This window comes from Rhizorhabdus sp. P4_G6 (assembly GCF_056401045.1).
The window spans coordinates 62,687-86,701 of the sequence record NZ_JBFUKC010000001.1; the positions used below are offsets into that span (position 1 = coordinate 62,687).

18 protein-coding genes are annotated in these 24,015 nt (G+C 65.9%); 4 read left to right on the forward strand and 14 right to left on the reverse strand.

Annotation, left to right across the window (positions count from 1 at the left end; all coding sequences use genetic code 11):
* The first annotated feature begins 110 nt into the window (after positions 1-110).
* Both AC1DPF_RS00305 and AC1DPF_RS00310 read left to right on the forward strand, forming a co-directional pair.
* Positions 111-1,340 carry an aromatic ring-hydroxylating oxygenase subunit alpha gene (locus AC1DPF_RS00305; protein ID WP_477959129.1) on the forward strand — a complete coding sequence of 410 codons (1,230 nt, stop codon included), beginning with the start codon at positions 111-113 and terminating at the stop codon, positions 1,338-1,340.
* Positions 1,337-2,938, forward strand: coding sequence for a phytoene desaturase family protein (locus AC1DPF_RS00310; RefSeq protein WP_477959131.1), 1,602 nt, complete (start codon positions 1,337-1,339; stop codon positions 2,936-2,938). Before AC1DPF_RS00305 ends, AC1DPF_RS00310 begins: the two co-directional genes overlap by 4 nt.
* A 156-nt stretch (positions 2,939-3,094) precedes the next feature.
* Here AC1DPF_RS00310 and AC1DPF_RS00315 read toward each other — a convergent pair whose 3' ends face one another.
* The 8 genes from AC1DPF_RS00315 to AC1DPF_RS00350 form a co-directional block, all read right to left on the reverse strand.
* Complete coding sequence (locus tag AC1DPF_RS00315; protein WP_477959133.1) at positions 3,095-4,399, reverse strand: amino acid permease; 1,305 nt, start codon at positions 4,397-4,399, stop codon at positions 3,095-3,097.
* Positions 4,400-4,406: 7 nt separating this feature from the next.
* Positions 4,407-6,773: a TonB-dependent receptor gene (locus AC1DPF_RS00320; protein ID WP_477959135.1), complete on the reverse strand. Its 2,367-nt coding sequence runs from the start codon at positions 6,771-6,773 to the stop codon at positions 4,407-4,409.
* 87 nt (positions 6,774-6,860) lie between these two features.
* Positions 6,861-8,690 (reverse strand): tetratricopeptide repeat-containing sulfotransferase family protein, encoded by a 1,830-nt coding sequence (locus tag AC1DPF_RS00325; protein ID WP_477959138.1) that lies wholly within the window; start codon positions 8,688-8,690, stop codon positions 6,861-6,863.
* 39 nt (positions 8,691-8,729) lie between these two features.
* A complete protein-coding gene (locus AC1DPF_RS00330) occupies positions 8,730-9,932 on the reverse strand; it encodes a hydrolase (RefSeq protein WP_477866546.1) in 1,203 nt (400 codons plus the stop codon).
* A complete protein-coding gene (gene astD, locus AC1DPF_RS00335; protein ID WP_477866544.1) occupies positions 9,929-11,332 on the reverse strand; it encodes a succinylglutamate-semialdehyde dehydrogenase in 1,404 nt (467 codons plus the stop codon). The genes AC1DPF_RS00330 and astD overlap by 4 nt, the downstream gene beginning before the upstream one ends.
* Entirely contained in the window at positions 11,329-12,333 is a 1,005-nt protein-coding gene (locus AC1DPF_RS00340) for an arginine N-succinyltransferase (RefSeq protein ID WP_477866542.1), read from the reverse strand. The genes astD and AC1DPF_RS00340 overlap by 4 nt, the downstream gene beginning before the upstream one ends.
* Before the next feature lie 69 nt (positions 12,334-12,402).
* Positions 12,403-13,677 (reverse strand): N-succinylarginine dihydrolase, encoded by a 1,275-nt coding sequence (locus AC1DPF_RS00345; RefSeq protein ID WP_477959140.1) that lies wholly within the window; start codon positions 13,675-13,677, stop codon positions 12,403-12,405.
* Positions 13,674-14,684 carry an arginine N-succinyltransferase gene (locus AC1DPF_RS00350; protein ID WP_477959143.1) on the reverse strand — a complete coding sequence of 337 codons (1,011 nt, stop codon included), beginning with the start codon at positions 14,682-14,684 and terminating at the stop codon, positions 13,674-13,676. Before AC1DPF_RS00350 ends, AC1DPF_RS00345 begins: the two co-directional genes overlap by 4 nt.
* An 84-nt stretch (positions 14,685-14,768) precedes the next feature.
* Between AC1DPF_RS00350 and AC1DPF_RS00355 the strand changes: the two genes are divergently transcribed.
* Both AC1DPF_RS00355 and AC1DPF_RS00360 read left to right on the forward strand, forming a co-directional pair.
* Positions 14,769-15,377, forward strand: coding sequence for a trimeric intracellular cation channel family protein (locus tag AC1DPF_RS00355; protein WP_477959473.1), 609 nt, complete (start codon positions 14,769-14,771; stop codon positions 15,375-15,377).
* Between the two features lie 105 nt (positions 15,378-15,482).
* A complete protein-coding gene (locus AC1DPF_RS00360; RefSeq protein WP_477959144.1) occupies positions 15,483-16,139 on the forward strand; it encodes a hypothetical protein in 657 nt (218 codons plus the stop codon).
* Positions 16,140-16,145: 6 nt separating this feature from the next.
* On the opposite strand, the gene AC1DPF_RS00365 is transcribed toward AC1DPF_RS00360, so the two are convergent.
* The 6 genes from AC1DPF_RS00365 to AC1DPF_RS00390 form a co-directional block, all read right to left on the reverse strand.
* Positions 16,146-16,685 (reverse strand): N-acetyltransferase family protein, encoded by a 540-nt coding sequence (locus AC1DPF_RS00365; protein ID WP_477866534.1) that lies wholly within the window; start codon positions 16,683-16,685, stop codon positions 16,146-16,148.
* A complete protein-coding gene (gene sppA, locus AC1DPF_RS00370; protein WP_477959147.1) occupies positions 16,670-18,553 on the reverse strand; it encodes a signal peptide peptidase SppA in 1,884 nt (627 codons plus the stop codon). Before sppA ends, AC1DPF_RS00365 begins: the two co-directional genes overlap by 16 nt.
* A gap of 64 nt (positions 18,554-18,617) precedes the next feature.
* Positions 18,618-19,445, reverse strand: a complete 828-nt coding sequence (locus AC1DPF_RS00375; protein ID WP_477866530.1) for a transglutaminase family protein — start codon at positions 19,443-19,445, stop codon at positions 18,618-18,620.
* Positions 19,445-20,380, reverse strand: coding sequence for an alpha-E domain-containing protein (locus AC1DPF_RS00380; protein WP_477866528.1), 936 nt, complete (start codon positions 20,378-20,380; stop codon positions 19,445-19,447). The genes AC1DPF_RS00375 and AC1DPF_RS00380 overlap by 1 nt, the downstream gene beginning before the upstream one ends.
* Positions 20,380-21,828, reverse strand: coding sequence for a circularly permuted type 2 ATP-grasp protein (locus AC1DPF_RS00385; protein WP_477959148.1), 1,449 nt, complete (start codon positions 21,826-21,828; stop codon positions 20,380-20,382). The genes AC1DPF_RS00380 and AC1DPF_RS00385 overlap by 1 nt, the downstream gene beginning before the upstream one ends.
* A 148-nt stretch (positions 21,829-21,976) precedes the next feature.
* Positions 21,977-23,974, reverse strand: coding sequence for a transglycosylase SLT domain-containing protein (locus tag AC1DPF_RS00390; protein WP_477959150.1), 1,998 nt, complete (start codon positions 23,972-23,974; stop codon positions 21,977-21,979).
* Between the last annotated feature and the right edge of the window lie 41 nt (positions 23,975-24,015).

Here is a 24,015-nt window from a genome sequence, read left to right on the forward strand (position 1 = left end):
CGAGCCGAGTGTATCGCAGCGAACCGGCGGCGCAACTGCCATGTTGCACTGCGGTAGGCGCTTTCATTTGCCCTTTGAGGCGGATGGGGGCAGGTTGCTGACAGGGATGTATGGCGGGCCATCCGCACCAGCAGCTTTTGAGAGTGCCGATGACGTTGCGCGTGGTGAAGGATGTCGGAGTGGCGGCCGATACCGACGAGGCGTTGGGCCTGCCGGGCTGGCTATATCATGATCCCGAGGCCTTTGCGCTCGAACAGAAGCGTATTTTTCGCCGGAGCTGGCAGCTGGTCTGCCATCTGAGCGATGTCCCCCATGCCGGCGACTGGCAGGCGTTGGCGATCGGGCAGGAATCCATCCTTGTTATCCGCGGCGATGACGGCGAGGTGCGGGCGATGTCCAACGTCTGCCGCCACCGCGCGGCACGGCTGCTCGACGGCGCGGAGGGCTGTGCCAGGAAGCTGGTCTGCCCCTATCACGCCTGGACCTACGAATTGGACGGCAGCCTCAGCGGTGTGCCCGGCAAGCGCGACTACCCGGCATTCGACATGGCCGATCATGGCCTGCATCGCTTTGCCGTCGAGCTGTGGCGCGGCTTCATCTTCGTGCGGATCGAAGGAGATGGCCCCTCGGTCGCGGAGATGATGGCGCCCTATGAGGCCGAGATCGCGCCTTACCGCTTCGAGGACATGCGCGCGCTGGGCCGGGTGGTGATGCGCCCGCGCAGCGTCAACTGGAAGAATATCGCCGACAATTATTCGGATGGGCTGCATATCCCGGTCGCGCATCCGGGACTGAAGCGGCTGTTCGGCCCAGGCTATGGCATCGAGGCCAGCGAGTGGGTCGACAGGATGAGCGGCCCGCTGCTGGAAGGCGTGCCGGGCAGTTCCTCAGAAGCGCTCTACCGCAAATTCCTGCCGCCGGTCGAGCATCTCTCGGCCGAGCGCCAGCGAATGTGGCTCTATTTCAAGCTATGGCCGAACAGCGCCTTCGATATCTATCCGGACCTGATCGACTTCATGCAGTTCCTTCCGGTGTCGCCGACCGAGACGATGATCCGCGAGATCGCCTATGTGCTGCCCGACCAGCGGCGCGAGATGAAGGCCGCGCGCTATCTCAACTGGCGGATCAACCGGCTCGTCAATGCCGAAGATACGAAGCTGGTGGCGCGGGTGCAGGAGGGCATGCAGACCGAAAGCTATACCCAGGGACCGCTCGGCAATAGCGAGGTCTGCCTCAAGAGTTTCGCGCGCAAGCTGCGCGTGCTGATCCCGGAGGCGCGCCAGCCGAAGCGTCCCGCGATGGGCTGGAGCGCCAACAGCGTCGAGGGCCGGCTTTCGTGACGACCCGACAGGACGCCGTGATCATCGGCGGCGGGCATAACGGGCTGGTCTGCGCCTTCTACCTTGCGCGCAAGGGGCTGAAGGTGCGGGTGCTCGAGCGGCGCAAGGTCGTCGGCGGGGCGGCGGTGACCGAGGAGTTCCATCCCGGTTTCCGCAATTCGGTAGCGAGCTACACGGTGAGCCTGCTGCAGCCGCGCGTCATTGCCGATATGGGGCTCTACAAGCGCGGCCTGCGGATCGTCGAGCGGCCGATCTCCAATTTCCTGCCGCTGGAGGATGGCGGCTATCTCAAGCTCGGCGGCGGGCTGGATCGCACCCAGGCCGAGTTCCGGCGCTTCTCGCAAGCCGACGCCGAGGCGCTGCCGGCCTATTATGATGCGCTCGAAGGCGTGGCCGACGTGCTGCGTGACCTCGCGCTCAAGATTCCTCCCAATCCGGGCGGCGGCCTGCTGGAGCTGCTCAAGGCGGCCGGGCAGGGGCGCAAGATCGCCGGCGCCGGGCTGCCCGCGCAGCGCGACATGCTCGACCTGTTCGTGAAGAGCGCACGCACCTTCCTCGATGGCTGGTTCGAGAGCGAGGCGGTGAAGGCGGCGTTCGGTTTCGACGCGGTGGTCGGCAACTATGCCAGCCCCGACACGCCCGGCTCGGCCTATGTGCTGCTCCACCATGTGTTCGGGGAGGTGAACGGCAAGAAGGGCGCCTGGGGCCACGCGATCGGCGGGATGGGCTCGATCACCCAGGCGATGAAGGCGGCGTGCGAGGAGCATGGCGTGGTTATCGAAACCGAGACCGCGGTCGAACGGCTGCTGGTCGATGGCGGGCGGGCCGTCGGCGTGCGGACGCAAGGCGGCGCCGAGCATATGGCGCCGGTCGTCGCCTCCAATGTCGGACCGGGACTGCTCTATCGCCAACTGGTCGACCAGGCCGATCTCGACGGCGACTTCCGGCGGCGGATGAAGGGCTTCCGTGCCGGATCGGGCACCTTCCGCATGAATGTCGCGCTGTCGGCGCTGCCGAACTTCACGGCGCTGCCGGGCGAGGGCGAGCATCACCGCAGCGGCATCATCATCGCGCCGACGCTCGACTATATGGACAGGGCCTTCACCGATGCGCGCGCCTTTGGGTGGTCCAAGCAGCCGATCGTCGAGATGCTGATCCCCTCGACCGTCGACGACAGCCTCGCGCCCGACGGCGGCCATGTCGCGAGCCTGTTCTGCCAGCAGTTCGCGCCCGAGTTGCCCGACGGGAGAAGCTGGGACGACGAGCGCGAGGCGGCGGCGGATCAGGTCATCGCCACCGTCGAGGCGCATGCGCCGGGCTTCGCGCAATCGGTGGTCGGCCGGCAGATCCTGTCGCCGCTCGACCTGGAGCGAATCTTCGGCCTGATCGGCGGCGACATCATGCACGGGCATATGGCGCTCGACCAGCTGTGGGCGGCGCGGCCGATCCTCGGCCATGGCGATTATCGCGGCCCGATCAAGGGGCTCTACATGTGCGGCGCGGGCTCGCATCCCGGCGGTGGCGTGACCGGCGCGCCGGGGCATAACGCCGCGCAGGCGATATTGGCGGATCGCGGGCTGGCGCGGTTCTTCAGCTAGCGCATGCGGTGTTTAGATTAAATCACCCGCTCATCCTGAGCAGCCACTGAGCTTGGCGAAGGGGCGTGTCGAAGGACGTCCTTCGATGCGGTCTTCGCCAAGCTCAGCCCTTACTCAGGATGAGCGGATCAATCTAATCCCAACATGCTCTGGTTTTCATATGCGGGCTGCGGCGGTGGCAGGACGCCGCATCATCCACCACATCGGCACGCCGGCGAGGACCAGCACCGCGCCCCAGAGGTTCGCCTCGATACCCGCGCCATAGAGCGCCCAGACCGAATAGATCCCGCCCGCGATTGCGACCCGGCGTTTCACCCCGCCCAGCTTGAGCGCGGCCGCGGCGACGAACAGGTACATGACCAGCGAGGCCGTCGTCGCGAGCAGCGCGACGAAGGTGAACAGGGTGACCGTGGTCTTGCTGGCGTTGAGCGCCAACACTGCGGTGACGAGGCAACTCGACAGGATATGCGCGCGGACCGGCACGCCATTCGTCGCAACTTTCGCCAGCATCTTCGGAAAGACGCCGCCGGCCGCCATCGCGGCAGGCATTTCGCCCTGGAGCAATATCCAGCCGTTGAGCGCACCGAGGGCGCTGATCATTGCGAAGGCGGCGACGATGTGCGCCGCGCCGCTGCCCCAATAGCGGCCGATCACCTCGGCAAAGGGCGCAGCCGAATGCGCCGCCACGTCCGGGGCCAGCAGCAGGATCACCGCGGTGCAGGCGAAGAGATAGATCAGGCCGGTCACGGCCGTGCCGCCGAGAGTCGCGCGTGGGATGGTGCGGGTGGGATCGATGACCTTGCCGGCCGGCACCGTTGCGGATTCCAGGCCCAGGAACGCCCACAGCGTCAGCGTCCCCGCGGTGGTGATCGCGCCAAGGCCGATATCCGGTTGATGGGGATCGGGCAGGGTGAGCTCTCGCGAGGGCACCGCCAGCGCGGCGATGACGACGACGGCGACCAGCGGCAGGATCTTGAGCAGCGTGGTGACGAGCTGCACCCAGCCCGCGTTGCGGGTGCCGCTCAGGTTGATTGCGGTGAGCGCCCAGACCAGCAGGATCGTGACGCTTGTCGACATCAGCGCGTTGGTCGCCAGCGCGGGAATGAAGGCGGACAGGTAGCTGACGGCGGCAACGGCGATCGCACCGTTCCCGACGAACAGCGAAATCCAGTAGGCCCAGGCGATGAAGAAGGCCGCATCCATCCCGAAGGCCGCGCGGACATAGACATAGGGACCGCCCGCCTGCGGGTGTGCCCGGCACAGCCCGGCGAACAGGGCCGCTATACACAGGCTGCCGGCGATGGTGATCCCCCAGGCGGGGATCACGTTCCAGCCATAGGGGGCGAGGCTTGCCGGGAGCATATAGACGCCCGAGCCGATCATGTTGCCGACCACCAGCGCCGTCGCCATGACCAGCCCGAGCGGGCGGGCGGGAGACCTGCCGCCGCCTGGATGGGTCATCCCAGCATCAGAAACGCTGCGAGACCTTCATCCCGAACAGCTGCGGCTTGATTGGATAGGATCGGGCGTAGATTCCACAATAGGTCGGTGCGCAGAAGGTATTCTTGCTGGCGATGCCCCGCTTGTCGAAGGCATTTTGGATATAGGCTTCGAAGGACAGTTCGCCGAGCTTGATACCCGTTGAGAAGTCGAAGGTGGTGAAGGCCTTGGTGCGGCCCACTACCGCGTCGTCGGCGACCGTAAGGAATTGCCGTGCGCTGCCCTGCTGTAGGACCGTCCCCTGCACGAAGCTGTCATGCCCTCCCAGGTCGAAGTCGTAGCGAGCGGTGGCAGTGCCTTTGAACTTGGGCTGGACCGTCAGCCGGGTGCCCTTGGGAGCGGCTACGGGGCCGGCGGTGCAGTCCACATTCTGCTGCGCGTTGATCGCGCAGAAGTCGGTTGTCAGCTTGGCGTCGGTATAGGTGCCTGAGCCCGAGAGGGTGAAGCCGCCGACCGTATATTGAAGCGTGAGTTCGGCGCCTTTGATATCGGCATCGCCCGAATTGTAGATGTTGACTACGCCAACCGAACCGATCGGCGCCAGCGTATATTGGAGCTTGTTCCATTTCATATAATAGATCGAGCCATTGAAGCGGAGCCTGCGATCCAGCCAGCTCGTCTTCCACCCGATCTCGAAATTGTCGATCGTATCCGCCTTATACGGATCCACGCCGGGCCGGCGATTGTTGCCGCCGGGCCGGAAGCCGGTCGAATAGGTTGCGTAGACCATTCGATCGGCATCGACCTGCCAGTTCAGGCGAACCATATGCGTCTCGCCGCTTTCCTTGTAGGTCTTGTCGACGTTGACGCAGCTCCCGACGCTGATCGGTATGGTGCAGCCCGCATCGATGGCGTTTGACTGAAAGCCAGAGAAGCCCCTGAGGGTGTTCCGCGCCTTGAAGCCGCGGATACCGCCAGCCAGTGTCAGGTCGGGCGTGATTTTGTAATAGACCTCGCCAAAGGCCGCCTGGTCGCGCGCAACGATATGCGTGTCGGTGGTGAAGATGTCGTCACCCATGGTGAGGAACCCCGCTCCGGTCGCGGCAAGGCCCGGCACGAAATAGTCGGCGAGATTGTTGTTCGATTGACGCTGATAGAATAGGCCGGCGATGAAGCTGAGCGGCTTATCGCGATCCGAGCTGATCCGGAACTCGTGGCTCTGCTTCGTCAGCCGCTGCTCGTTGTGATAGCGCTGGGTAGGATCGAGGAAGCCGCCGTTGCCGTCGGGGAAGTTGGTGTAATAGGGATTATTGGCATAGTTGTCGTAGGCGACCGTGTAATAGCTGTAATCCTGATCGTTGTTGATCGATCGCTTGAGATATCCGCCAGCATAAGTCAGGTCGAAATTGCCGACCTTGCCTTGGATGGTCAGCGTGGCGAGATACCATTTGTCGATGTTCAGGTCGGGCGCGAATTCGTGGACCTTAAGGTCGCCTGCGCGAACCGGATCGAAGCCGAAGGTTCCCTTGGCCTTTTGATGCTGGCCCTGGATACCCGGCGTCACCGTCCAATTGTCGTCGAGATCGATGCCCAGCAGTACACGGCCGCCATAGGTGTCGACCTCATTGAAATCCTTCTTCACGAAAGCCTGGTTGTTGACCGTCAGGTTCGTGGTCGGATCCGGGTCGGACAGAGTGTAGGTGCGGCTCGCGAAGGTGTTGTCGATATAGCCTCCGTCGTGGACGTACCAGCCGACCGCGCGCACGGCCACGTTCTCGCCGAGCGGAGCGTTGATAAAGCCTTCGGCGCTGCCGCCCGTGTTGCCCTTGCCGAACTTGTTGAGATTGAGGTCATATCCTCCGGAAAACCTGCTCGGATCAGGTTTGTTGGTGATGATCCTGATGGTTCCGGCGAGTGAAGTGGCGCCGTAGAGAGTGCCCTGCGGGCCGGCTAGCGCTTCGACGCGCGCAAGGTCATAGGCATGGACGTCGAGCATGGCGCCAATCGTCGAAACCGGAACCTCGTCGACATAGATGCCGACCGTCGGCAGTGATCCGCCAGGCAGGTTGATGCCGCCGGTGGAGACACCGCGGATCGAGATGTCGGACTGCGAAGGTCCATAGGTCTGGAAGCTGACGCTGGGCAGCAGCTTCACATAGTCGTCAAGGTTGCTGACCTGATGCTGCGCTAGCGTCTCAGTACTGAGCGCCTGCAGGCTGATTGGCACCCGCTGGATGCTTTCGTTGCGCTTGGTCGCGGTGACGATGATTTCGCCGGTGTCGACATCTGCCGGCGCCGCCTGCGCCAGCGCCGTGCCGGATGTCGCAAGGAAGGTCGAGGTCAGCAGGAGAGCCGCGACCGTACGACCGACTGGGTGAAGGTGCGCAGGTTTCATGATATCATCCCTTCTCGTCTGCGGGCAATTCCCCACGAAACCCCATGCGCTGCAAGGTCGAATGATTTAGCGCCGTGAACAGGCTTGTTAATTCTGCGCTGTGTTGCCCAATGAACACAGCGGCGGGACCTCGGGATAGGCCGTCAGCACGGGGCCCAGCGCATCGATCAGAGGGCCGAGCTTGTCGGCATAAGGGCGCCACTGGTCGACACCATCGCGATTGATCGGGCGGCGTACCTGCTCGCTGCTGGCCGTGCGGACGGCGCGCCGGCTCTCGTGAAAGTCGAGGCACGCCTGCTCGAAAGGCAAGCCCAGCGCGTCGAGCAGCACGCGCACTTCGCGCTCGGGGTCGTCGAGCAGCTGTTCGTGGATGACACGGTGAACGCGGCCCGGCAGCACATCGTCGATATGGGCCATCAGTCGCACATAATCGGCATAATAGCGTCCGATATCATCCAGCCCGTAGCTGAATCCCTGGCCGCGCGCGAAATGCTGCCGGAAGTTCGAGAATCCGCAATCGAGAGGATGGCGGCGGGCGTCGATGATCCTGGCATTGGACAGGATCAGGTGAATGAAGCCGCAATGCAGCCAGTTGTTTGGCAGCTTGTCGATGAATTGCGGCTTGCCTTCGCGCCGCTGGATGCGGGTCGCGTCGAGATAGTCCTCGCCGAGCATCGCGAGCTGCGCGGCGTCGAGTTTGCCAAGATCGCCCGGATAGCCGCCGGCTAGGGTGGCTGCCTTCGCCGCCAGTCGCGGGATGTCGGGGAGTTCCATCGTGCCTTCGACCAGCGAATGACAGGACAGGATCTGCTCGATCAGCGTCGATCCCGCGCGGGGCATGCCGAGGATGAAGATCGGATCGGCCGCCGGACAGCCTTGGCCGGCCCGTGCGGCCAGGAAGTCGGGCTGGAACAGCGCGATCATCGCGTCGACCTGCCGGCTGATCTCGTCGGGATCATAGCCGATCTGGCTGCGGCGCAGCGCGTTGCCGCGGGCATAATGAGTGAACGCTGCGTCCACTTGCCCGGCGTCGTCGGATGCCTTGCCCAGCGCGAAGTCGAGATGCAGCCGGTCCTCGTCGGACAGCCCCGGGTCTTCCAGCGCCCGTTGCATGCGGGCGACATCGGCGTCGTCGAAGCGCACCGTCTTCAGGTTTGCGAGGCTCCACCAGATCTCGCCCAGCGTCGGGTCGGCGTCGAGCCCGCGGCGGTAGGCGGCGATCGCATCGTCCAGCCGGCCGACGGTCTTCAGCGCATGGCCATAGCTCATCCACAATTTGGGCTGATCGGGCCGAACCGCGAGCACCTCGCGGTAGAGCGCGATCGCTTCCTCATAGTCGCCGATCCGGCCGAGCACGGCCGCCCGTAGCGTCGCGTGGGCGGGATTGGCGGGTTCGGTGCTGCCGAGCCGGTCGAGTTCGGCGAGCGCTTCCTGGGTCCGGTTCTGGCGATGCAGGATCGTGGCGAGATTCGCGCGGGCGGCGGTGAAGGCCGGGGCCAGTTCGAGGGCGCGGCGCAGCAGAGTTTCGGCATCGCGATAGCGGCCGACCCTTGCGCCCAGTTCGGCCATCATCCGGATCGCGGCGACATCGAACGGCGATGCCTTCAGGCGAGCCCGCAGCAGCGGTTCGGCGATATGAAGCTCGTTCTCCACCAGAGCCTGAGCCGCCCGGAGCAATTCCGGATCGCCTGCCGAAAGGCTGATTGCCGCCAGTTCCGCATGCTCGGCTGCGCTATGATTGCCCAGCGCGCGGTGGATGCGGCCGGTGAGCCGGCGCACGTCGGGGCTCGACGGCGCCTGGTCGAGGAGGCCGCGCGCTATCTCCAGCGCGGCGGCGGGATCGTCGGCGACCAACAGCGAGGCGCGCTCGAACGCGGCATCAAGTTGATCCGGCGATGTCGTGCTGCGCGATCCCACCGGTTCATTACAAGGACGGGCGGGGCGAGTGTCAACGGATTACAGCCCCTGCTCGGCCAGTCTCAGAATCACCAGCGCCGAAAGCTGCGCCCGTTCGGCGAGGCTCTCGACGACCAGATATTCGTCCGGCGAATGGATCGCACCCCCGCGAGCGCCCATCGTGTCCACCACCGGCACGCCGCAAGCGGCGATGTTATTGCCGTCGCACACGCCTCCGGTCGCCTTGTGCCCGATCGGCCGGCCGAGCAGCGCGGCGCTGTCCTCGACCAGCGCGAACAGCCGTGCGGCCTTCTTGTCGATGGGCTTGGGTGGACGCCCGAAGCCGCCATGCACATGGACCGACACATCATGTTCGGCGGCGATGGCGCGCGCCAGTGCATCGAGCAGCACCTGCGCCACCTGCTGATCGGCGGGCAGAGCGGGGCGGAGGTTGACGCGCAAGATCGCCTGGTCGGGCACGACATTATTGGGGCCACCGCCGTCGATGCGCGCGGGGTTGATCGCCAGGCCGGAGCGGCGCGCACGGGACAGGCGCAGCGCGAGATCACCCGCGGCGACGACGGCATTCCGGCCATCTTCGGGATTGCGGCCGGCATGGGCGGAACGCCCCGTGATCATGATCGAGAAATTGCCGCTGCCGGGCCGGTCCCCGGCGAGCGTGCCGTCCGGCAGCGCCGCGGGTTCATAGGTCAGCGCGGCAAGCTTGCCGCGGGCGGCCTGGGCGATCAGCGTCGCGGAGCCCGGCGAGCCGATCTCCTCGTCCGAATTGATGACCACCTCATAGCCTATCCGCGCTGCAAGCGGCGAGAGCTCGATCGCGTGCAACGCCGCCAGCATCAGGGCGATGCCGCTCTTCATGTCCGCGACGCCTGGCCCGTTGATCACGGCGCCGCCATCGAGATCGGTCAGCGTCTGGAATGGGTGTTCGACGGCATAGACCGTGTCCATGTGGCCGGTGAGGAGCAACTGCACCGGCGCATGCGGGCGAACGCGGACATGCAGGTTCCGGCCGAAGACGAGCGGCTGCACCTGGCCCGCCCGGTCGACTTCCTCTCCCGGCGCAGCATCGCGCAACAGGATCTCGCCCGGCAATATCGAGAAAGCGTCCACGAGCAGGTCCGCCATGGCCGCGAGACCGTCGAGGTTGCGCGAACCGCTGTTGACCGCGCTCCACCGCCTCACCTGCGCCAGCATCGGTGCCGCGGCGGCGGCGTCCAGAGCGGCGCGGTGCCGGTCGATCACAGCAGCCGTCCGGCCAGTTCCGCCGAAAGGTCCGCGATCGCGTCGGCCTCGAAGCTCGCGACCGGATAGGCGCAATAGTCCGCGGCATAATAAGCGCTCGGCCGGTGGTTGCCAGATTTGCCCAGCCCCCCGAACGGCATGTTTGCCGCAGCGCCGGTCGTCGGCCGGTTCCAGTTGACGACGCCGGCGCGCGATTCGGTGATGAAACGCTGCCATAGCGCCGGGTCATCGGCGAGCAGCCCCGCCGACAGGCCGAAGCTGGTGGCGTTTGCGGCGGCGATGGCCGCGTCGAAATCGGGCACGCGGATCACCTGCAGGATCGGCGCGAAGATTTCCGCATCGGGAACGTCGATGCCGGTCACGTCGTAGATCGCCGGGGTGACGAAGCCCTCGCTGCGTTCGAGCCGTTCGAACGGGAGGAGGGGCTTCGCACCCTGTGCCTTGAGCGCTGCGGCCGCATCGAGCGCGTTCTGCGCCGCGCGGGGCGAGATCAACGGACCCATATAGGGTTCCTCCGGATCGTCCCACGCCCCAATCCTCAGCCGGGAAGCCAGCGTATGCACCGCCTCGATGATCGCATTGCCCTCCACCCCCTCGGGCACGATCAGACGCCGCGCGCAGGAGCAGCGCTGCCCGGTGGTGACGAACGCCGACTGGACGATCGCCGCTGCCGATGCATCCGCAGCCCCCCAGGCGATGAGGGGGTTGTTGCCGCCCAGTTCGAGCGCGAGGATCACATGCGGCCGCTCGATCATCACCCGGCGGAAGTGCGCCCCGGTGGCGGCCGAACCGGTGAACAGCAACCCGTCGATGTCGGCATCGATCAGCGCGGCACCCTGGTCGCGGCCGCCCTGGACGATCTGGAAGACATGCTCCGGCACCCCGGCATCGTGCAATGCCCGCGCCATATGCTGGCCGGTCAGCGGGGTTTCCTCGGACGGCTTGAAGACGACGGTGTTGCCCGCCAGCAGCGCCGGCACGATATGCCCGTTCGGAAGGTGGCCGGGAAAATTATAGGGTCCGAGCACCGCCATCACGCCATGCGGCTTGTGGCGCAGCACCGCCCGGCCGAACGCGGTGTCCGCGCTGCGCGTGCCGGCGCGCTCCGCCTGCGCGGCGATGGAGACAGCCACCTTGGCGATCATCGAGCCGAGTTCGGCGCGGCTTTCCCATAGCGGCTTTCCCGTTTCGCGTGCGATATCGCGTGCGATATCCTCGGTGCGGGCCTTCAGCGTGTCGGCATAGCGCCGGAGGATGGCGATGCGGGCTTCGCCCCTCAGCCCCGCCCAGGCGGGAAGCGCGGTGCGGGCGCGGGCGACGATCGCTGGGACCGTCTCCGGCGCGGTCTCCTCGCCTTCCCATATCGTCTGTCCCGTCGCGGGATCGATCGAGCGCATCATTGCCTCACTCTCACCAGATCGCCATCCTTCAGCCGCAGGGCATCGGCCGCCGCGATATCGAGCATCGCCGCCCCGTCCTCGATCCGCACCTTCGCCCGGGTGGCGCGAAAGCCGGGAACCGACAGGGTCGAGATCAGTCGCTCCGGCGCCTCGACCGGATTACCGATCACGACCGGCAGGGCCGTCGTCCGCTCGATCGTCTTGATGGTTTCGCGCGGGACCGAATAGGTGGGACCTCCGTCGAAAATATCCACCAGCCCCGACCCTCGAAATCCTTCATGTTCGAGCATCGCCCGGGCCGCTTCGCCCTCGACATGGACCCTGCCGATCGCTGCCTGGGCCGATTCAGCGATCAACTCCACATAGATCGGGTGGCGCGGCGCCAGATCGAGGATGAACTGCCCGTCGGTCGACATCACCATGTGATCGGCCTCGTCGAACGGCAGGTGGAAAAATTTGCTCGCGACGCCTTCCCAGAAGGGACAGGTGCCGTCGGGCGAGAAATAGCCGCGCAGTTCGGCCATCACGGTCTCCGAGAAGCGCGTCCGGTCGACGCCGATCAGCATGTAGCGCGAGCGGGCGAGCAGGCTGCCGGCGCCCCCCGAGCGCCGCTCCGGGCGCAGATAGAGCGAGCCGACCTCGGTCCATCCCGCGCATTCGTTGACCAGCACCAGCGCCTGGTGGTCGAAGCGGGTGCCGATCGCCGAGGAGAATTGCGCGAGCGTCATCACCCGGAAGGAGAAATGGGGGCGGGCTACGCCGACGGCCGCGCGCACGCCGCAAAGCCCCTCGACCCGGCCGGTCTCCAGATCCTCGAGCATCAGCGTGTACCAGGCTTCGCGCGGCGGGATCGCGCCGGTGAAGCTGCCTTCCGACAGCGTCAGCCGGTTGAGCAGCGTCTCCTCGTCCTCGGGCAAGCTGGTGAAGCCACGCCCGGACAGGATGGCCAGTTCCATCAGGGCGTCGAGGTCGGACGGGCCGGCGGGGCGCACGACGAGCATCAGCGCGCCAAAGCCAAAGTCTGGAGATGGGAAGCCATCACCACCTTGTGCGGCATCCGTTTCGGAAGTTCAAATGTCGCGCAGCAGTAGTGCATCGAGAGCATCATGCGCGGCACTGGCCCGACCCCACAGCTCGGGATCGAGCAGATCGGCCGCCGCGATCCGTGCCGGCCAATGGCGCTCGACCAGTTCGCACAGTGCGGTCCAGCGCCGTTCGTCGAGCAGGAAGCGCGGGTCGACGCCGAGCCGAGCTTCAGGGCTCATCGGGACTCGCAGGCGCAGGCAGGCCGGGCCCCCGCCGTTTCGCATGCTCTCGCGCACATCGACGACGATGGCCTCGTTGATCGGATTGTTCCCGGCGAGGATCGCCTCGACCGCCCGCCAGACGCGGGCATTGGCCTGGGCTTCTCCCGGCAGGATCAGCGCCATTCCGCCCTCGGGCAGCGTGACGAGCTGCGAGTTGAACAGATAGGAGCTGACGGCATCGTCGAGGCCGATACCGTCGACCTCGACGGGGGTGAATCCGGGCACGGCCCGTTCCGCTGCGGCGAAAAGCCCGCTACGATCCTCGAAGGCGGCAGCATGGGCGAGCAGGACATGCTCGTTGGCGACCGCGACGACATCGTTGTGGAAGGCACCAGCCTCGATCGCGGCCTGCGACTGCAGCATGTGGAAGCCCGTAATGCCGGCGATCCGGGCGACCGCCTCACTGGCGCGCCGCGCCTGGCGCTCGGGAAAGCGGCTGCCGCGCGCTGTGCCATGGACGAAGATGTTGAGGCCGGCCGCACCGTGATGCTCGGTCAGCCGCATGTGATTCGCTGCGCCTTCGTCACTGAAATGCTGCGTCGCGGGCAGTGCCGGGTGGACGGCGAAATGGCGCTGGTCGGGAAAGATGCTGCGCAGCATCCGATAGGTATCCGGCGCCTCGAGACTTCGGTGCAGCATCGTGGCGAGATTGGCCGTGACCAGATGGACGCGACCATCGGCGCTGTCGGGTCCGGCGATCACGGTCGCCGCATTGGCCGCCCACATCGCCGATGCCGAACAGGCATTGATGAACAGCATAGGATCGTCGGCAGCGGCGCGCCTCAATATGCCATTGTCATCGCCGGTAAAACCGAGCGTCTGCAATGCTGCAACCGCCGGGCGGCGTGGCGGGGGGATGAAGCCCTGCGTCAGGCCCCGGTCCATCAGCCGCTTCATCTTGGCCAGCCCCTGCAGCGCCGCGGCCCGCGGCTGCGACACCGCGCCCGCATTGCTGGCGCTGGCGATGTTGCCGTCCGACAGCCCGGTATAGTTGTGCATAGGGCCGATCAGCCCGTCGAAGTTGATCTCGATCGTCATAACGCGAGATAACTGAAGCCATCGCCTGCCGACAGGCCAAGGCTCGCCGCGCTCGCCCGGTCGGTGACGGCCTGTCCGCCGGAGGCCTCGACAGACCCGGCGGTGCAGCGAAATGCGGAGCCGCTGCCGGTGGTGATCAGGTGATCGCGCAGCACATCGGCGTCGCTGCCGCGCACGAACATGGCGTGACGGAGATCGCGGATCGCTCGGAGATCGTCGATGGTGGCGACGAGGGTAGGGCCGGCATCGAAGATATCGACATAGCCTTCGTCGCGGAAACCTTCCTCGATGAGCAGGCTGCGCGCCGACCGGCCATCGTCATGCACCTTGCCGATCACCGCCTGCGCCTCCTGCGACAGCATATTGACGTAGATCGGCGCGCGCGGGCCGAGATCGGCTATGAACTGGTTGCCGGTGGTGCCGTTGATATGATCGGCCTCGGCGAAGCTCATCGCATAGAAGCGTCCCCCGACGGCATCCCAGAAGGGCGATCTGCCCTCGTCGAGCCAGCCCCTGAGATCGGCGATCACCCGATTGCGGAACATCGCCCGGTGGCGGCCGATGAACAGGTAGCGGCTCCGTGCCATCATCCGGCCATAGCCGCCGTGGCGGAGCGCCGAATCTACGATCAAGCCGCCGACTTCGGCGCAATCCTCGAGGTCGTTGGTCAGGGTGAGCACCGGAAAGCGCACCATCCGGCCGTCGATGCTCGATCGCTGCGTCGTGTAGCTGATCCGGTAGCTATAGAAGGGCCAGTCGGTGCCGAGGCGGGGGAAGACCATGCCGCAGCCGCGGACCCGGCCGTCGATTTCCAGCCCCAGGATGATCGCACCGCCGAGATTGTCCCCGTCGAGCAGTGCAATGCTGCGCGCGATGCGGTCGGCCATCGCCTTGCGGTCGGGCGGGAGATTGGTGAAGCCGGGGCCCGCTCCCGCAGCCAGCGCCAACATCGCGTCGATGTCGTCCTCACGCACCGGACGGATCTGGATCGAGGGGGATTCGGACATGCGGCATAGTGTTGGTTTGCACTCTGCCTTTCAAGCGAGGGTTGTTTTGCGTAAGGGCGGGCCGTGCTTCTTCCCGATCTCATGATGGCGCGTTCCGTGTTGCCCTGGCTCGACATTGCCGGGATCGCCATCTTCGCGGTCAGCGGCGCGCTGGCGGCGGCGCGGTGCGGGCAGACCATCGTCACCTTCGTCTTTTTCGCGGCGGTGACCGGTACCGGCGGCGGGACGCTTCGCGATCTCCTGATCGGCGCGCCGGTATTCTGGATCTACGACAATCGGGCGCTGGCGGTCTGCCTGCTGGCTGCTATCGCCGTCTGGGTGACGCCTCAGCAGATATGGCCGGTCAAGGCGATCGACTGGTTCGACGGGTTGGGGCTTGCTGCCTATGCCGTGTTCGGATCGTGGAAGGCGCTGGCATTCGGGGTCCCGCCGTTGGGTGCGGCGGCCATGGGGGTGGTTACCGCCTGCATGGGTGGGATCATCCGCGACGTGCTGGCCGGCGAGCCTTCGATCCTGCTGCGCCCCGAAGTCTATGTCACCGCGGCGGCGCTGGCGGCGGGCCTTTTCGTGCTGCTGACGATGCTGGGCACGCCGCTGCTCGCCGCAGCAGCGATCGCCGTTGGGGCAGGCTTCGTGCTGCGCGCGTTCGCGATCGTGCGGGGGATCGCCCTGCCGGGATATCAAGACCGATGAACGTAACCGAGCGCGCCGTTCACCGTGGCGACATCCTGGTTGCCCATGGGAACCCTGACGGCAACGAAACGTAGAGTCGTGCACTGTGAAGTCGAGGATGTGAAGATGCGTAGCTGGTTGTTGGGCAAGGTCGCCGTGGTATCTGCGGCAGCGTTGATGCTCGCCTCCTGTGGCCCCAAGCAGCTGGCGCTTCCGAGCGATCCGATCGACCGGGCCGCGACCTGTGCAGTGGTGAGCGCCGCCGATTCGCGCGCGAACGCGCCCGAGGCAAAGGGCGATCTGGATTTCGGTGCGCAGACCCGAATCATCCATTACGCGATGATCGCAGGGTCGGACGGGAATAATTTTTCCGCCAAGCGCGCTTCGGCCGTCGTCAACCGGATGGGCGAGGTCGAAGCCGACATCACCAACGGCAAGTGGCAGGATCTGGTCGCGCCCTGCGATCAGGCTTATCCGGTCGTCAAGAAGATCGAGGGCATCGAGCTGCCCAAGGGTCGGTTCGACGCCGAGCTGGGCTGCTATTCGATGGGCGATTTCCTGGTGAAGACAGTGACCACCACCGATCCAAGGGCACAGGAGAGCTTCGCCGCCTTCCAGAAGATGAAGCGGCGGCTCGACGGGCCGATCGGCAGTGCTCTCAAGGCTCGCGGCGCCGGCAGCTATGTGAAGACGCAGGCGCTCAAGGAAGCGGCGTTGGTGCAGATGACGAAACTCGGCGCGCCGGCCGAGGTGATGAAGATCTGCACCAGCCGCTTTTCCTGATCCTCATCACGCGAATGGCCGGGTTTCCAGGGGCCTTGCCGGGCGCGTGCCCAGATCGAGCTGGTAGAGCCCGACGTCGTACCAGCTACCCATTTTGTAGCCAACCTTCGACAATATCCCGCAGCGCACGAATCCGAACGACTCGTGAAGCCGCACGCTGGCGGCATTGGGCAGGGTGATCTTGCCGACCACCGCCTGAAACCCCTGTTCGCCAAGAGCGGCGATGAGCGTGCGGTAGAGCGCCGCGCCAATGCCCTGGCGATGCTGGCCGTGCGCGACATAGACCGTCGCCTCGGCAGCCCAGCGATAGGCCGCGCGCTCGTATAGTCTCGCTGCATAGGCGTAGCCGGCCACGATGCCATCCTGCTCGGCTACGAGGAACGGATAATGTGGCAGGATGTGATCCATCCGCGCGGCGAGTTCCTCCGCGTCGGGCGGGTCGACCTCGAAGCTTATCATCGAGTTGCGGACATAATGGGCGTAGATCGCAGCGATCGCCGCCGCGTCCGCGCGCGCGGCAGGCCGAACCTTCAGCGTGTAGCCCATGCCAGCAGGGCGCGGGCGGCGCTGATGTCGCCGGGGCGGGGCGGCGGCTCGCTGGCGGTGCATTCGAGGCAGCGGACCTGGATCGCGGGACCGGTCAGGATATGCTGCGCCTCGGCCAGCGCATGCAGCAGGATACGGTCGGGCCGTCCGGCAACCGCGCCCCACGGGCCGCTTGCCCGCGCCGCATCGCTGTCCTGCTGATCCGGTTCGACCAGCGACCTGATCATCTGCCGCCAAGGCGACAGCGGCTTTTCGATATACAGTGGACGGACCGAGCCGGGATCGATCCTGGCCAGCCTGGCCGCTTCGGCAACAGCATCGTCGACGCTGCCGAAGCGGTCGACCAGGCCGATCTGCCGTGCGGTGCTGCCCGCCCAGACGCGCCCTTCAGCAATCTCGCGAACGCGCTCGATCGGTAGTTTGCGCGACTGCGCGACCAGGCCGGTGAAGCGCCGGTAGATGTCGTTGATCGAGCCCTGCATCATCGCATCGAACATCGGGGAGGTGCCGCGATAGAGATCGGGTTCGCCCGACATCGGGGTTGTCTTGACGCCGTCGGCCGAAAGGCCAAGCTTGGCCAACGACCCTTCGAAGGTCGGCAGGATGCCGAACACGCCGATCGAGCCGGTGACGGTCGATGGGTCGGCGATGATCCGGTCGGCCGGGGTAGAGATCCAGTAGCCGCCGCTCGCCGCGACGCCGCCCATCGACACCACCACCGGCAGGCCGAGGCCCTTGGCCTGGAGTATCGCCGAACGGATCTGTTCCGATGCCATAACCGAGCCGCCGGGCGAATCGACCCGGACGACCAGCGCCTTGATCCGCTTGCGGGCGAGTTCGTCGAGCAGCAGGTTGGATATCGTGGAGCCTCCGGCCGATCCGGGCGAGGCTTCGCCATCGACGATCTCGCCGGCGACGGTCAGCACGCCGATCGGTGTACCGCTCGACTTTTCACCGTGCGAGGCGACCCAGCGATCGAGCGGGATGGCCTTGAAGTCGTTGATGCCGCCATCATTGGCATCGCCTGCGACTGCCGCGACCCGCGAGTTGAAGGCGTTCCGATCGCCCAGCTTGTCGACGAGCCCGGCCCTGAGCGCGGCCTGCGACATCTGCCCCCCGGCAGCGGCGATCATCGCGTCGGGACGAGCGAGATAGGGCGCGAGCCTGGCCTTCGGCCGCGCCCTGGCGACATCGGCCTGCCAGCTCGCCCAGAGCGAATTGGCCAGCGCCTGATTGGCGTCGCGGGCTTCGGGCGACTGATCATTGCGGATGAAGGGCTCGACCGCCGACTTGAAAGCACCGACCCGATAGATCTTGGCGGTGATGCCGAGCTTGTCCATCAGCCCCTTATAATAGAGCCGCGATCCACCGGGCCCCGACAGGAGAACCCCGCCGAGCGGGTTCAGCCAGACCTCGGTCGCATGCGAGGCCAGCTGATAGCCATCGTCGCTATAGCCGGTGGCATAGGCATAGACCGGCTTGCCGGCCGCGCGCACCTTGTCGATCGCCTTGCCGGCGGTCGCGATCGCGGCCTGTTCGCCCCCGAGGAAGGCGTCCAGATCGAACACGACGGCCTTGATGCTCGTCGAGGTCGAGGCGGTCTGCAACGCGCGTTCCAGATCGCGCAGCCGTGTCTCGTGGATCAGGCTCCGGTTGCCCGACAACAGGCTCAGCGGGTCGGTCTCGGCCGGCTGTTCGACCAGCGTGCCCGACAGATCCAGCACTAATGCGCCGGAGCTGGGCACGACGCTGTTCGGCTTGATCGACAGCGCCATGAACAGGAAGGCGAAGAAGATCAGCATCGCGATCAGGACGAGCCCGTCCTTGATCCCGACCAGTAGTTTCCAGAGCCCTCGAACCAGCTTCATGTCGCGATCATTTCCCGCCAATGATCCGCCCAGATAGGCCGCAATGGACCGGCCGTCCATGGCATCAGGATTGAGACTGGCCCTGCGACAGGGTCACGTCGACGCCGACATTGAGCACCTCGTGCCCGCCGCCGACGCGCGCTCCGGAAATCGGCGCGGCATCGCGAAAATCCAGGCCCTTGGCGATGCGGACATAGCGGTCGTCGGGGCATTGATCGTTGATCGGATCGAAGCCGATCCAGCTATATCCGGGCACATCGAGCTCGGCCCAGAAATGAGGCGCCTGGCGGTGGCCGTGATCGGGATCGTCGCGGTAGATGTAGCCAGTGACGAAGCGGGCGGCGAAGCCGGCCGTCCGGGCCGCGGCGATCAGGACATGCGCCATGTCCATGCTGCAGCCCGAGCCGACGGCAACGATCTCGGACGCGGACCGGACGACGGGACTGCGCTCGGGCGTGCCGCGGATCAGTTCGTGCACGGCGGAATTCAGCGCGTGAGCGCGGCCGAGTTCGTTGCCGGTCGCCGACCGGTTTTCCTCGGCGAGCGCCTGGATCGCGTCATCCGCGGCCGTGAGCTCCGTGGGGCGGGTATAGACTGCCGGGGGCAGCGACTCGATCGCACCTGATACTACGCCGGCGCGATCCTCGGTCAGCACCTCGCCGGTGACCCTCAGCCCGATCCGCTCGATCGGTCCAGCCAGATAGAGCATCGAAACGACATTGCCGAAGCCGTCGCTGAAATGCTTGAGCCTGGCGTCGCAGTCGACGTCGATCCGCCAATCGACGACGTTCTGGCCGATATGGCTGCATGGCGTCAGGCGCAGCATCTGGACGACGCGCGCCTGCGGCTCCGTGAAGCGATATTCTGTCTGATGATGGATCAATAGCCGCATCAGCCGAACCGGAATTGCTGCCCGATCGCATGGTGGATGCGGGTGTTCTCATAGATGAAGGCTGTGAGCCATTCGTGCAAACCCTGCGCGAAGATCGCATCGATCGTCGTGCGTTCCAGTGCGTTGTGGCGCAGTCGCGCCAGGCGGTCGGCTTCGCCCTGGAGGCCGGTGCGCTTGCCGATCGCATTAAGGTGCATGACCGCTTCCTCCGATGATGCAATCAGCGAGCGCGGCAGTTCGGGCTTGAGGCTGAGGAGCTCGGCAACGAGCCAGGGTTTCAGCCCCTCGCTATACAGCCAGCGATAAGCAGTGACCGCGGAGACGGTGTGGAGGATCGTCGTCCACTGGTCCCTGTCGATGGGACCACCGACCTTCTCGCCCTCGGGCAGCAGCAGATGATATTTGACGTCGATCAGCCGGGCGGTGTTGTCGGCGCGCTCCACCGCGGCGCCGAGGCCGATGAAGCTATAGGCTTCGTTGCGCAGCATCCGGTGCAGGGCGCCTTCGAAGCCGCGGGTTTCGGCACGGATCTGTTCGACCAGGGCAAGCGTGGACTGGCTGCCGCCGGTCGACGCACGGCCGCGCAGGCCCAGCCAGGCGCGATTGATGGCTTCCCAGGCGTCGCGGCTCAGCGCGGTGCGCACCGACTTGGCGTTGCTGCGCGCCGAGTCGAGGCAGGAGCGGATCGAATTCGGATTGGAAGCGGACAAGGTGAGGTAGCGGCTGATCGCGACGGGCGAACGGGTCTCGCCGGTCAGCGCGAAGTCAAAGTCGGCGGCGGCGACGAGCAGGGCGCTGTCCCAGGCGGCCTGGCCGGCCGGACGAGGGGAGAGGGCGTCGAGCCGTATCGTCGCCTCGATAAGCCGGGCGGTGAACTCGGCGCGCTCGACATAGCGGCCGATCCAGAACAGCGAGTTGGCGGTGCGGGAGAGCATCAGGCTGCATCCTCCCGGCCGGACGCCAGGATCAGGCTATCCTTGGTGCCGCCGCCCTGGCTCGAATTGACGACGAGCGACCCTTCGCGCAGCGCCACTCGGGTCAGGCCTCCAGGGGTGATCGTCACCCCCTTGGCACCGGACAGCACGAATGGACGGAAATCGACATGGCGGGGGGCGACGCCCTTGTCGCACAGCGTGGGAACCGTCGACAGCGCCAGCGTCGGCTGCGCGATATAACGCTGCGGCTCCGCCTTCAGGGCAATACGGAACTCCTCGATCTGCGCCTTGGTCGCGGTCGGGCCGACCAGCATGCCATATCCGCCCGATCCGTCGACGAGCTTCACCACCAGCTTGTCGAGATTGTCGAGCGCATATTGGAGCGCGTCCGCCTCGCGGCAGCGATAGGTTTCGACATTGGGCAGCTTCGCCTCGCCGCCCGAATAATATTTCACGATCTCGGGCATGTAGCTGTAGATCGCCTTGTCGTCGGCGATGCCCGTTCCCGGCGCGTTCACCAGCGCGACGTTGCCGGCCATGTAAGCGGCCACGATGCCCGGCACGCCGAGCAGCGAGTCGGGCTTGAAAACCAGAGGATCGAGATAATCGTCGTCGATGCGGCGATAGATCACGTCGACCTGGACGCGGCCTTCGATCGTCCGCATCCACACCTTGTCGTCGTCGACTTCGAGATCGGCCGCCTCGACCAGTTCGATGCCCATCGAGTCCGCCAGGAAGCTGTGCTCGTAGAAGGCGGAGTTGAAATGTCCCGGGGTCAGCAGCACGCAGACCGCCCCCGCGCCCTGTACCCGCGGCGATACCGACTGCAGCGTTTCGAGCAGCGCGTCGGGATAGCTGTCGATCGGGCGGACGTCATATTGCTGGAACAGTTCGGGGCAGAGCCGCAGCATTGCCTCGCGATTTTCGAGCATGTAGGAGACGCCCGACGGGGTGCGCGCATTATCCTCCAGCACCCAGAACTCGTCCGGGCCGGTGCGCACCAGATCGATGCCGCAGATATGGGCGAACACGCCGTGCGGCGGACGGGCGCCGGCCAGCATGGGGCGAAACTGCGGATTGGCCAGGACCAGCTCGTCCGGGATTATCTTGTCCCTGAGGATCTTCCGATCGCCGTACACGTCGGCCAGGAAGGCGTTGATCGCCTCCACCCGCTGGACAAGCCCCTCCGACAGGTTCGACCATTCCCGGGCGGTGAAGACGCGGGGAACGATGTCGAAGGGGATGATCCGCTCGGCGGACTCTTCCTCGCCATAGACTGCGAAGGTGATCCCCAGCTGGTGGAACGCGGCTTCGGCGGCTTTCTGCCGGCGATCGAGTTCGACCACGGGTGTGTTTTCTATCCACTCCGAAAGTCGCGCGAATTCGGGTCGTCCTGCCGGATCGCCCGGTGTTCCCCGGATTTCGTCGAAAGCGCCTTGCCCTGCCATACCGCTCCGTCATGTCCTGATCGCCAAGCCGATGGTGCAACGCTTTGTTGCGCTGCACAAGAGCCTTTGCAGGGTTGTTACGATTGCAGAATAAAGCCCGCCCCTAAAGCCACAAAACGCGATCGGGCCATAGCGATTCCTGTAGGCGTCAACCGGGACGGACCTTGCCGAGATAGGTGGAAAGCCGATTGCGCATGACGCCGCGCGCCCTCGAAGGATTGAGCAGATCGTAGACGACCGCGTTTTCGAGCACTTTCTGCACATAGCCGCGCGTCTCGGCGAATGGAATTGCCTCGATCCAGCTGACCACGTCGACCCCCGGTAGGCGGGGATCGCCATTGGCGCGGATGAACTTGTTCACATTGCCGGGACCGGCATTGTAGCTGGCAATGGCTAGCACGTAGCTGCCGCCATAATAGTTGAGCATGCGATCGAAGAAGGACGAACCGAGCATCACATTGTAGCCGACCTCCGCGAGCTTGGACGGATCATAGTCCAGCCCGATCTTCCCGGCCTGCTCGCGCGCCGTGGCCGGCATCAGCTGCATCAGCCCGCGTGCGCCGGTGCGGCTCGTCGCCTGCCGGTCGAACTGGCTCTCCTGGCGGCTGATCGCATGGATCAGCGTCCAATGGCTGTTCATCGACGCCGGCACGGGCACTTCGGGGAAGCCTATGCGCAGCGGATCGGCGGTGCCGCTGGTCCGCGCCGCGCGCGACACCATCACGCCGAGGTCGGGGCGGTCGATCGACTGGGCCAGTTCGCCGGCCAGTATATGATCGGTATCGGTCTTGGCATTGGCGGCGATCAGCCGGATGAAGGCGGTCTGGTCCTGCCACTGGCCGGAACGGCCGAGCAGCCGCGCGGCGCGCACCACCTCGCTGGCCTCGAAGGCGGCGCGGTCTGTCGCCAATATGGCACCGCGGGCCGGTTCAGCCGGCATGATGAGTTCGCGTCCAAGCCGCTCATTGGCCAGCTGGCCATAGAATTGATCGATATGCTGCGCGGCCTGGGTCAGGTAGCTCTGCGCCCAATCGGGTTTGCCGCCCCGCTCGGCAGCGCGGCCGGCCCAATACCAGCCCTTGGTCTGGGTGCCGGGCGTCTGGGCGGCGCGGGCGTAGCGATCGAACATCGCCATGGCGTCGTCGTAGCGGCCGAGCCTGTCGAGCGCGACCGTCCCCGCAAGCCACATCAGACTGGTATAGTCGTCGCGTTCCGCGAAGGGACGGTCACGGACCCGGGTTCCCGGCGGAAATGCCTGCTCGGCATGTTTGGCGATCGCCAGCGCGACGTCATATTGCGCGTCGGCGCTGGCGGCCTGCGCGAAGCTCAGCAGGTTGTCGAGAAAATAGGCGGTGTCGAACGGCGCGCTCGTCAGGTTGCGGGATTGGCCGAGCCAGATGCGGGCGCCGCGGCTGTCACCGCGATCGCGCAGATAACGCGCTCGCTCGACCATGTAGCCGGGATCATGGTTCACCGCGTCGCCCGCCGCGGCGATGCGCGCCTCGACGTCGGGGTCCTGCCGCAGCAGGGCAAGGCGCGCCGCGTAGAGCGGCTGCTTCGCAGGCGAGGCGTTGAAGATCTGGCGGCTCGCTGCGGTCGTCGCACGATCGAGCAGCAGCCTCTCCATGCGCCGATCATGGTCGGCGCGCGTCATGCTGGCGCCAAAGCGTGCCATCAGCCGGCTTTCGTCGTCGGCGCTCAGTCCGCGTGTCGTCCACGCGCCGGCGGCATTGGCCCGCGCCTCCGCCATCCGGCCGGTGACAGCGAGCGCCTCGGCATAGCGGGTCTGGCCGGCAGCGGTGAGCGGCGCGAAGCGGGTGAAGAAGGTGACCACCAGGGCGGGGTCGTAGCTGTTCGGGTTGATCTGCCGCTCGGCTGCGCGGCGCATCGACGTTTCTCCAGGCCAGCCGGGATGCGCGATCAGGAAGGCGGCATAATCCTGAAAGGGCAGCGAATCGCTCTGCTGCAGGCGGCGCCATTCAACGATGGCGCCCTGGAGGAGGTCTTCGCGCCAGGCCGGCGCGCCGGGGGCGGGTGAGAGGTTGCCGCTAGACTGCGGCAGTTCGGGAGCAATGGTCGCCGCGATTGCCGCCGAGGAGGCCAGCAGGGCAACAGCCGTAAAAAGACGGCGACTCCTGCTGGACATGGCGGTGTCAGCGAACCTATTGGGCGCATTCGTTTCTCGGA

Excerpts from the sequence above, each read along its gene's own strand:
- AC1DPF_RS00305 (WP_477959129.1), top strand. The coding sequence starts at position 111 with ATGGCGGGCCATCCGCACCAGCAGCTTTTGAGAGTGCCGATGACGTTG.
- AC1DPF_RS00315 (WP_477959133.1), bottom strand. The coding sequence starts at position 4,399 with ATGACCCATCCAGGCGGCGGCAGGTCTCCCGCCCGCCCGCTCGGGCTG.
- AC1DPF_RS00320 (WP_477959135.1), bottom strand. The coding sequence starts at position 6,773 with ATGAAACCTGCGCACCTTCACCCAGTCGGTCGTACGGTCGCGGCTCTC.
- astD (WP_477866544.1), bottom strand. The coding sequence starts at position 11,332 with ATGATGCGCTCGATCGATCCCGCGACGGGACAGACGATATGGGAAGGC.
- AC1DPF_RS00340 (WP_477866542.1), bottom strand. The coding sequence starts at position 12,333 with ATGCTCGTCGTGCGCCCCGCCGGCCCGTCCGACCTCGACGCCCTGATG.
- AC1DPF_RS00345 (WP_477959140.1), bottom strand. The coding sequence starts at position 13,677 with ATGACGATCGAGATCAACTTCGACGGGCTGATCGGCCCTATGCACAAC.
- AC1DPF_RS00350 (WP_477959143.1), bottom strand. The coding sequence starts at position 14,684 with ATGTCCGAATCCCCCTCGATCCAGATCCGTCCGGTGCGTGAGGACGAC.
- AC1DPF_RS00355 (WP_477959473.1), top strand. The coding sequence starts at position 14,769 with ATGGCGCGTTCCGTGTTGCCCTGGCTCGACATTGCCGGGATCGCCATC.
- AC1DPF_RS00360 (WP_477959144.1), top strand. The coding sequence starts at position 15,483 with ATGCGTAGCTGGTTGTTGGGCAAGGTCGCCGTGGTATCTGCGGCAGCG.
- AC1DPF_RS00365 (WP_477866534.1), bottom strand. The coding sequence starts at position 16,685 with ATGGGCTACACGCTGAAGGTTCGGCCTGCCGCGCGCGCGGACGCGGCG.
- sppA (WP_477959147.1), bottom strand. The coding sequence starts at position 18,553 with ATGAAGCTGGTTCGAGGGCTCTGGAAACTACTGGTCGGGATCAAGGAC.
- AC1DPF_RS00375 (WP_477866530.1), bottom strand. The coding sequence starts at position 19,445 with ATGCGGCTATTGATCCATCATCAGACAGAATATCGCTTCACGGAGCCG.
- AC1DPF_RS00380 (WP_477866528.1), bottom strand. The coding sequence starts at position 20,380 with ATGCTCTCCCGCACCGCCAACTCGCTGTTCTGGATCGGCCGCTATGTC.
- AC1DPF_RS00385 (WP_477959148.1), bottom strand. The coding sequence starts at position 21,828 with ATGGCAGGGCAAGGCGCTTTCGACGAAATCCGGGGAACACCGGGCGAT.
- AC1DPF_RS00390 (WP_477959150.1), bottom strand. The coding sequence starts at position 23,974 with ATGTCCAGCAGGAGTCGCCGTCTTTTTACGGCTGTTGCCCTGCTGGCC.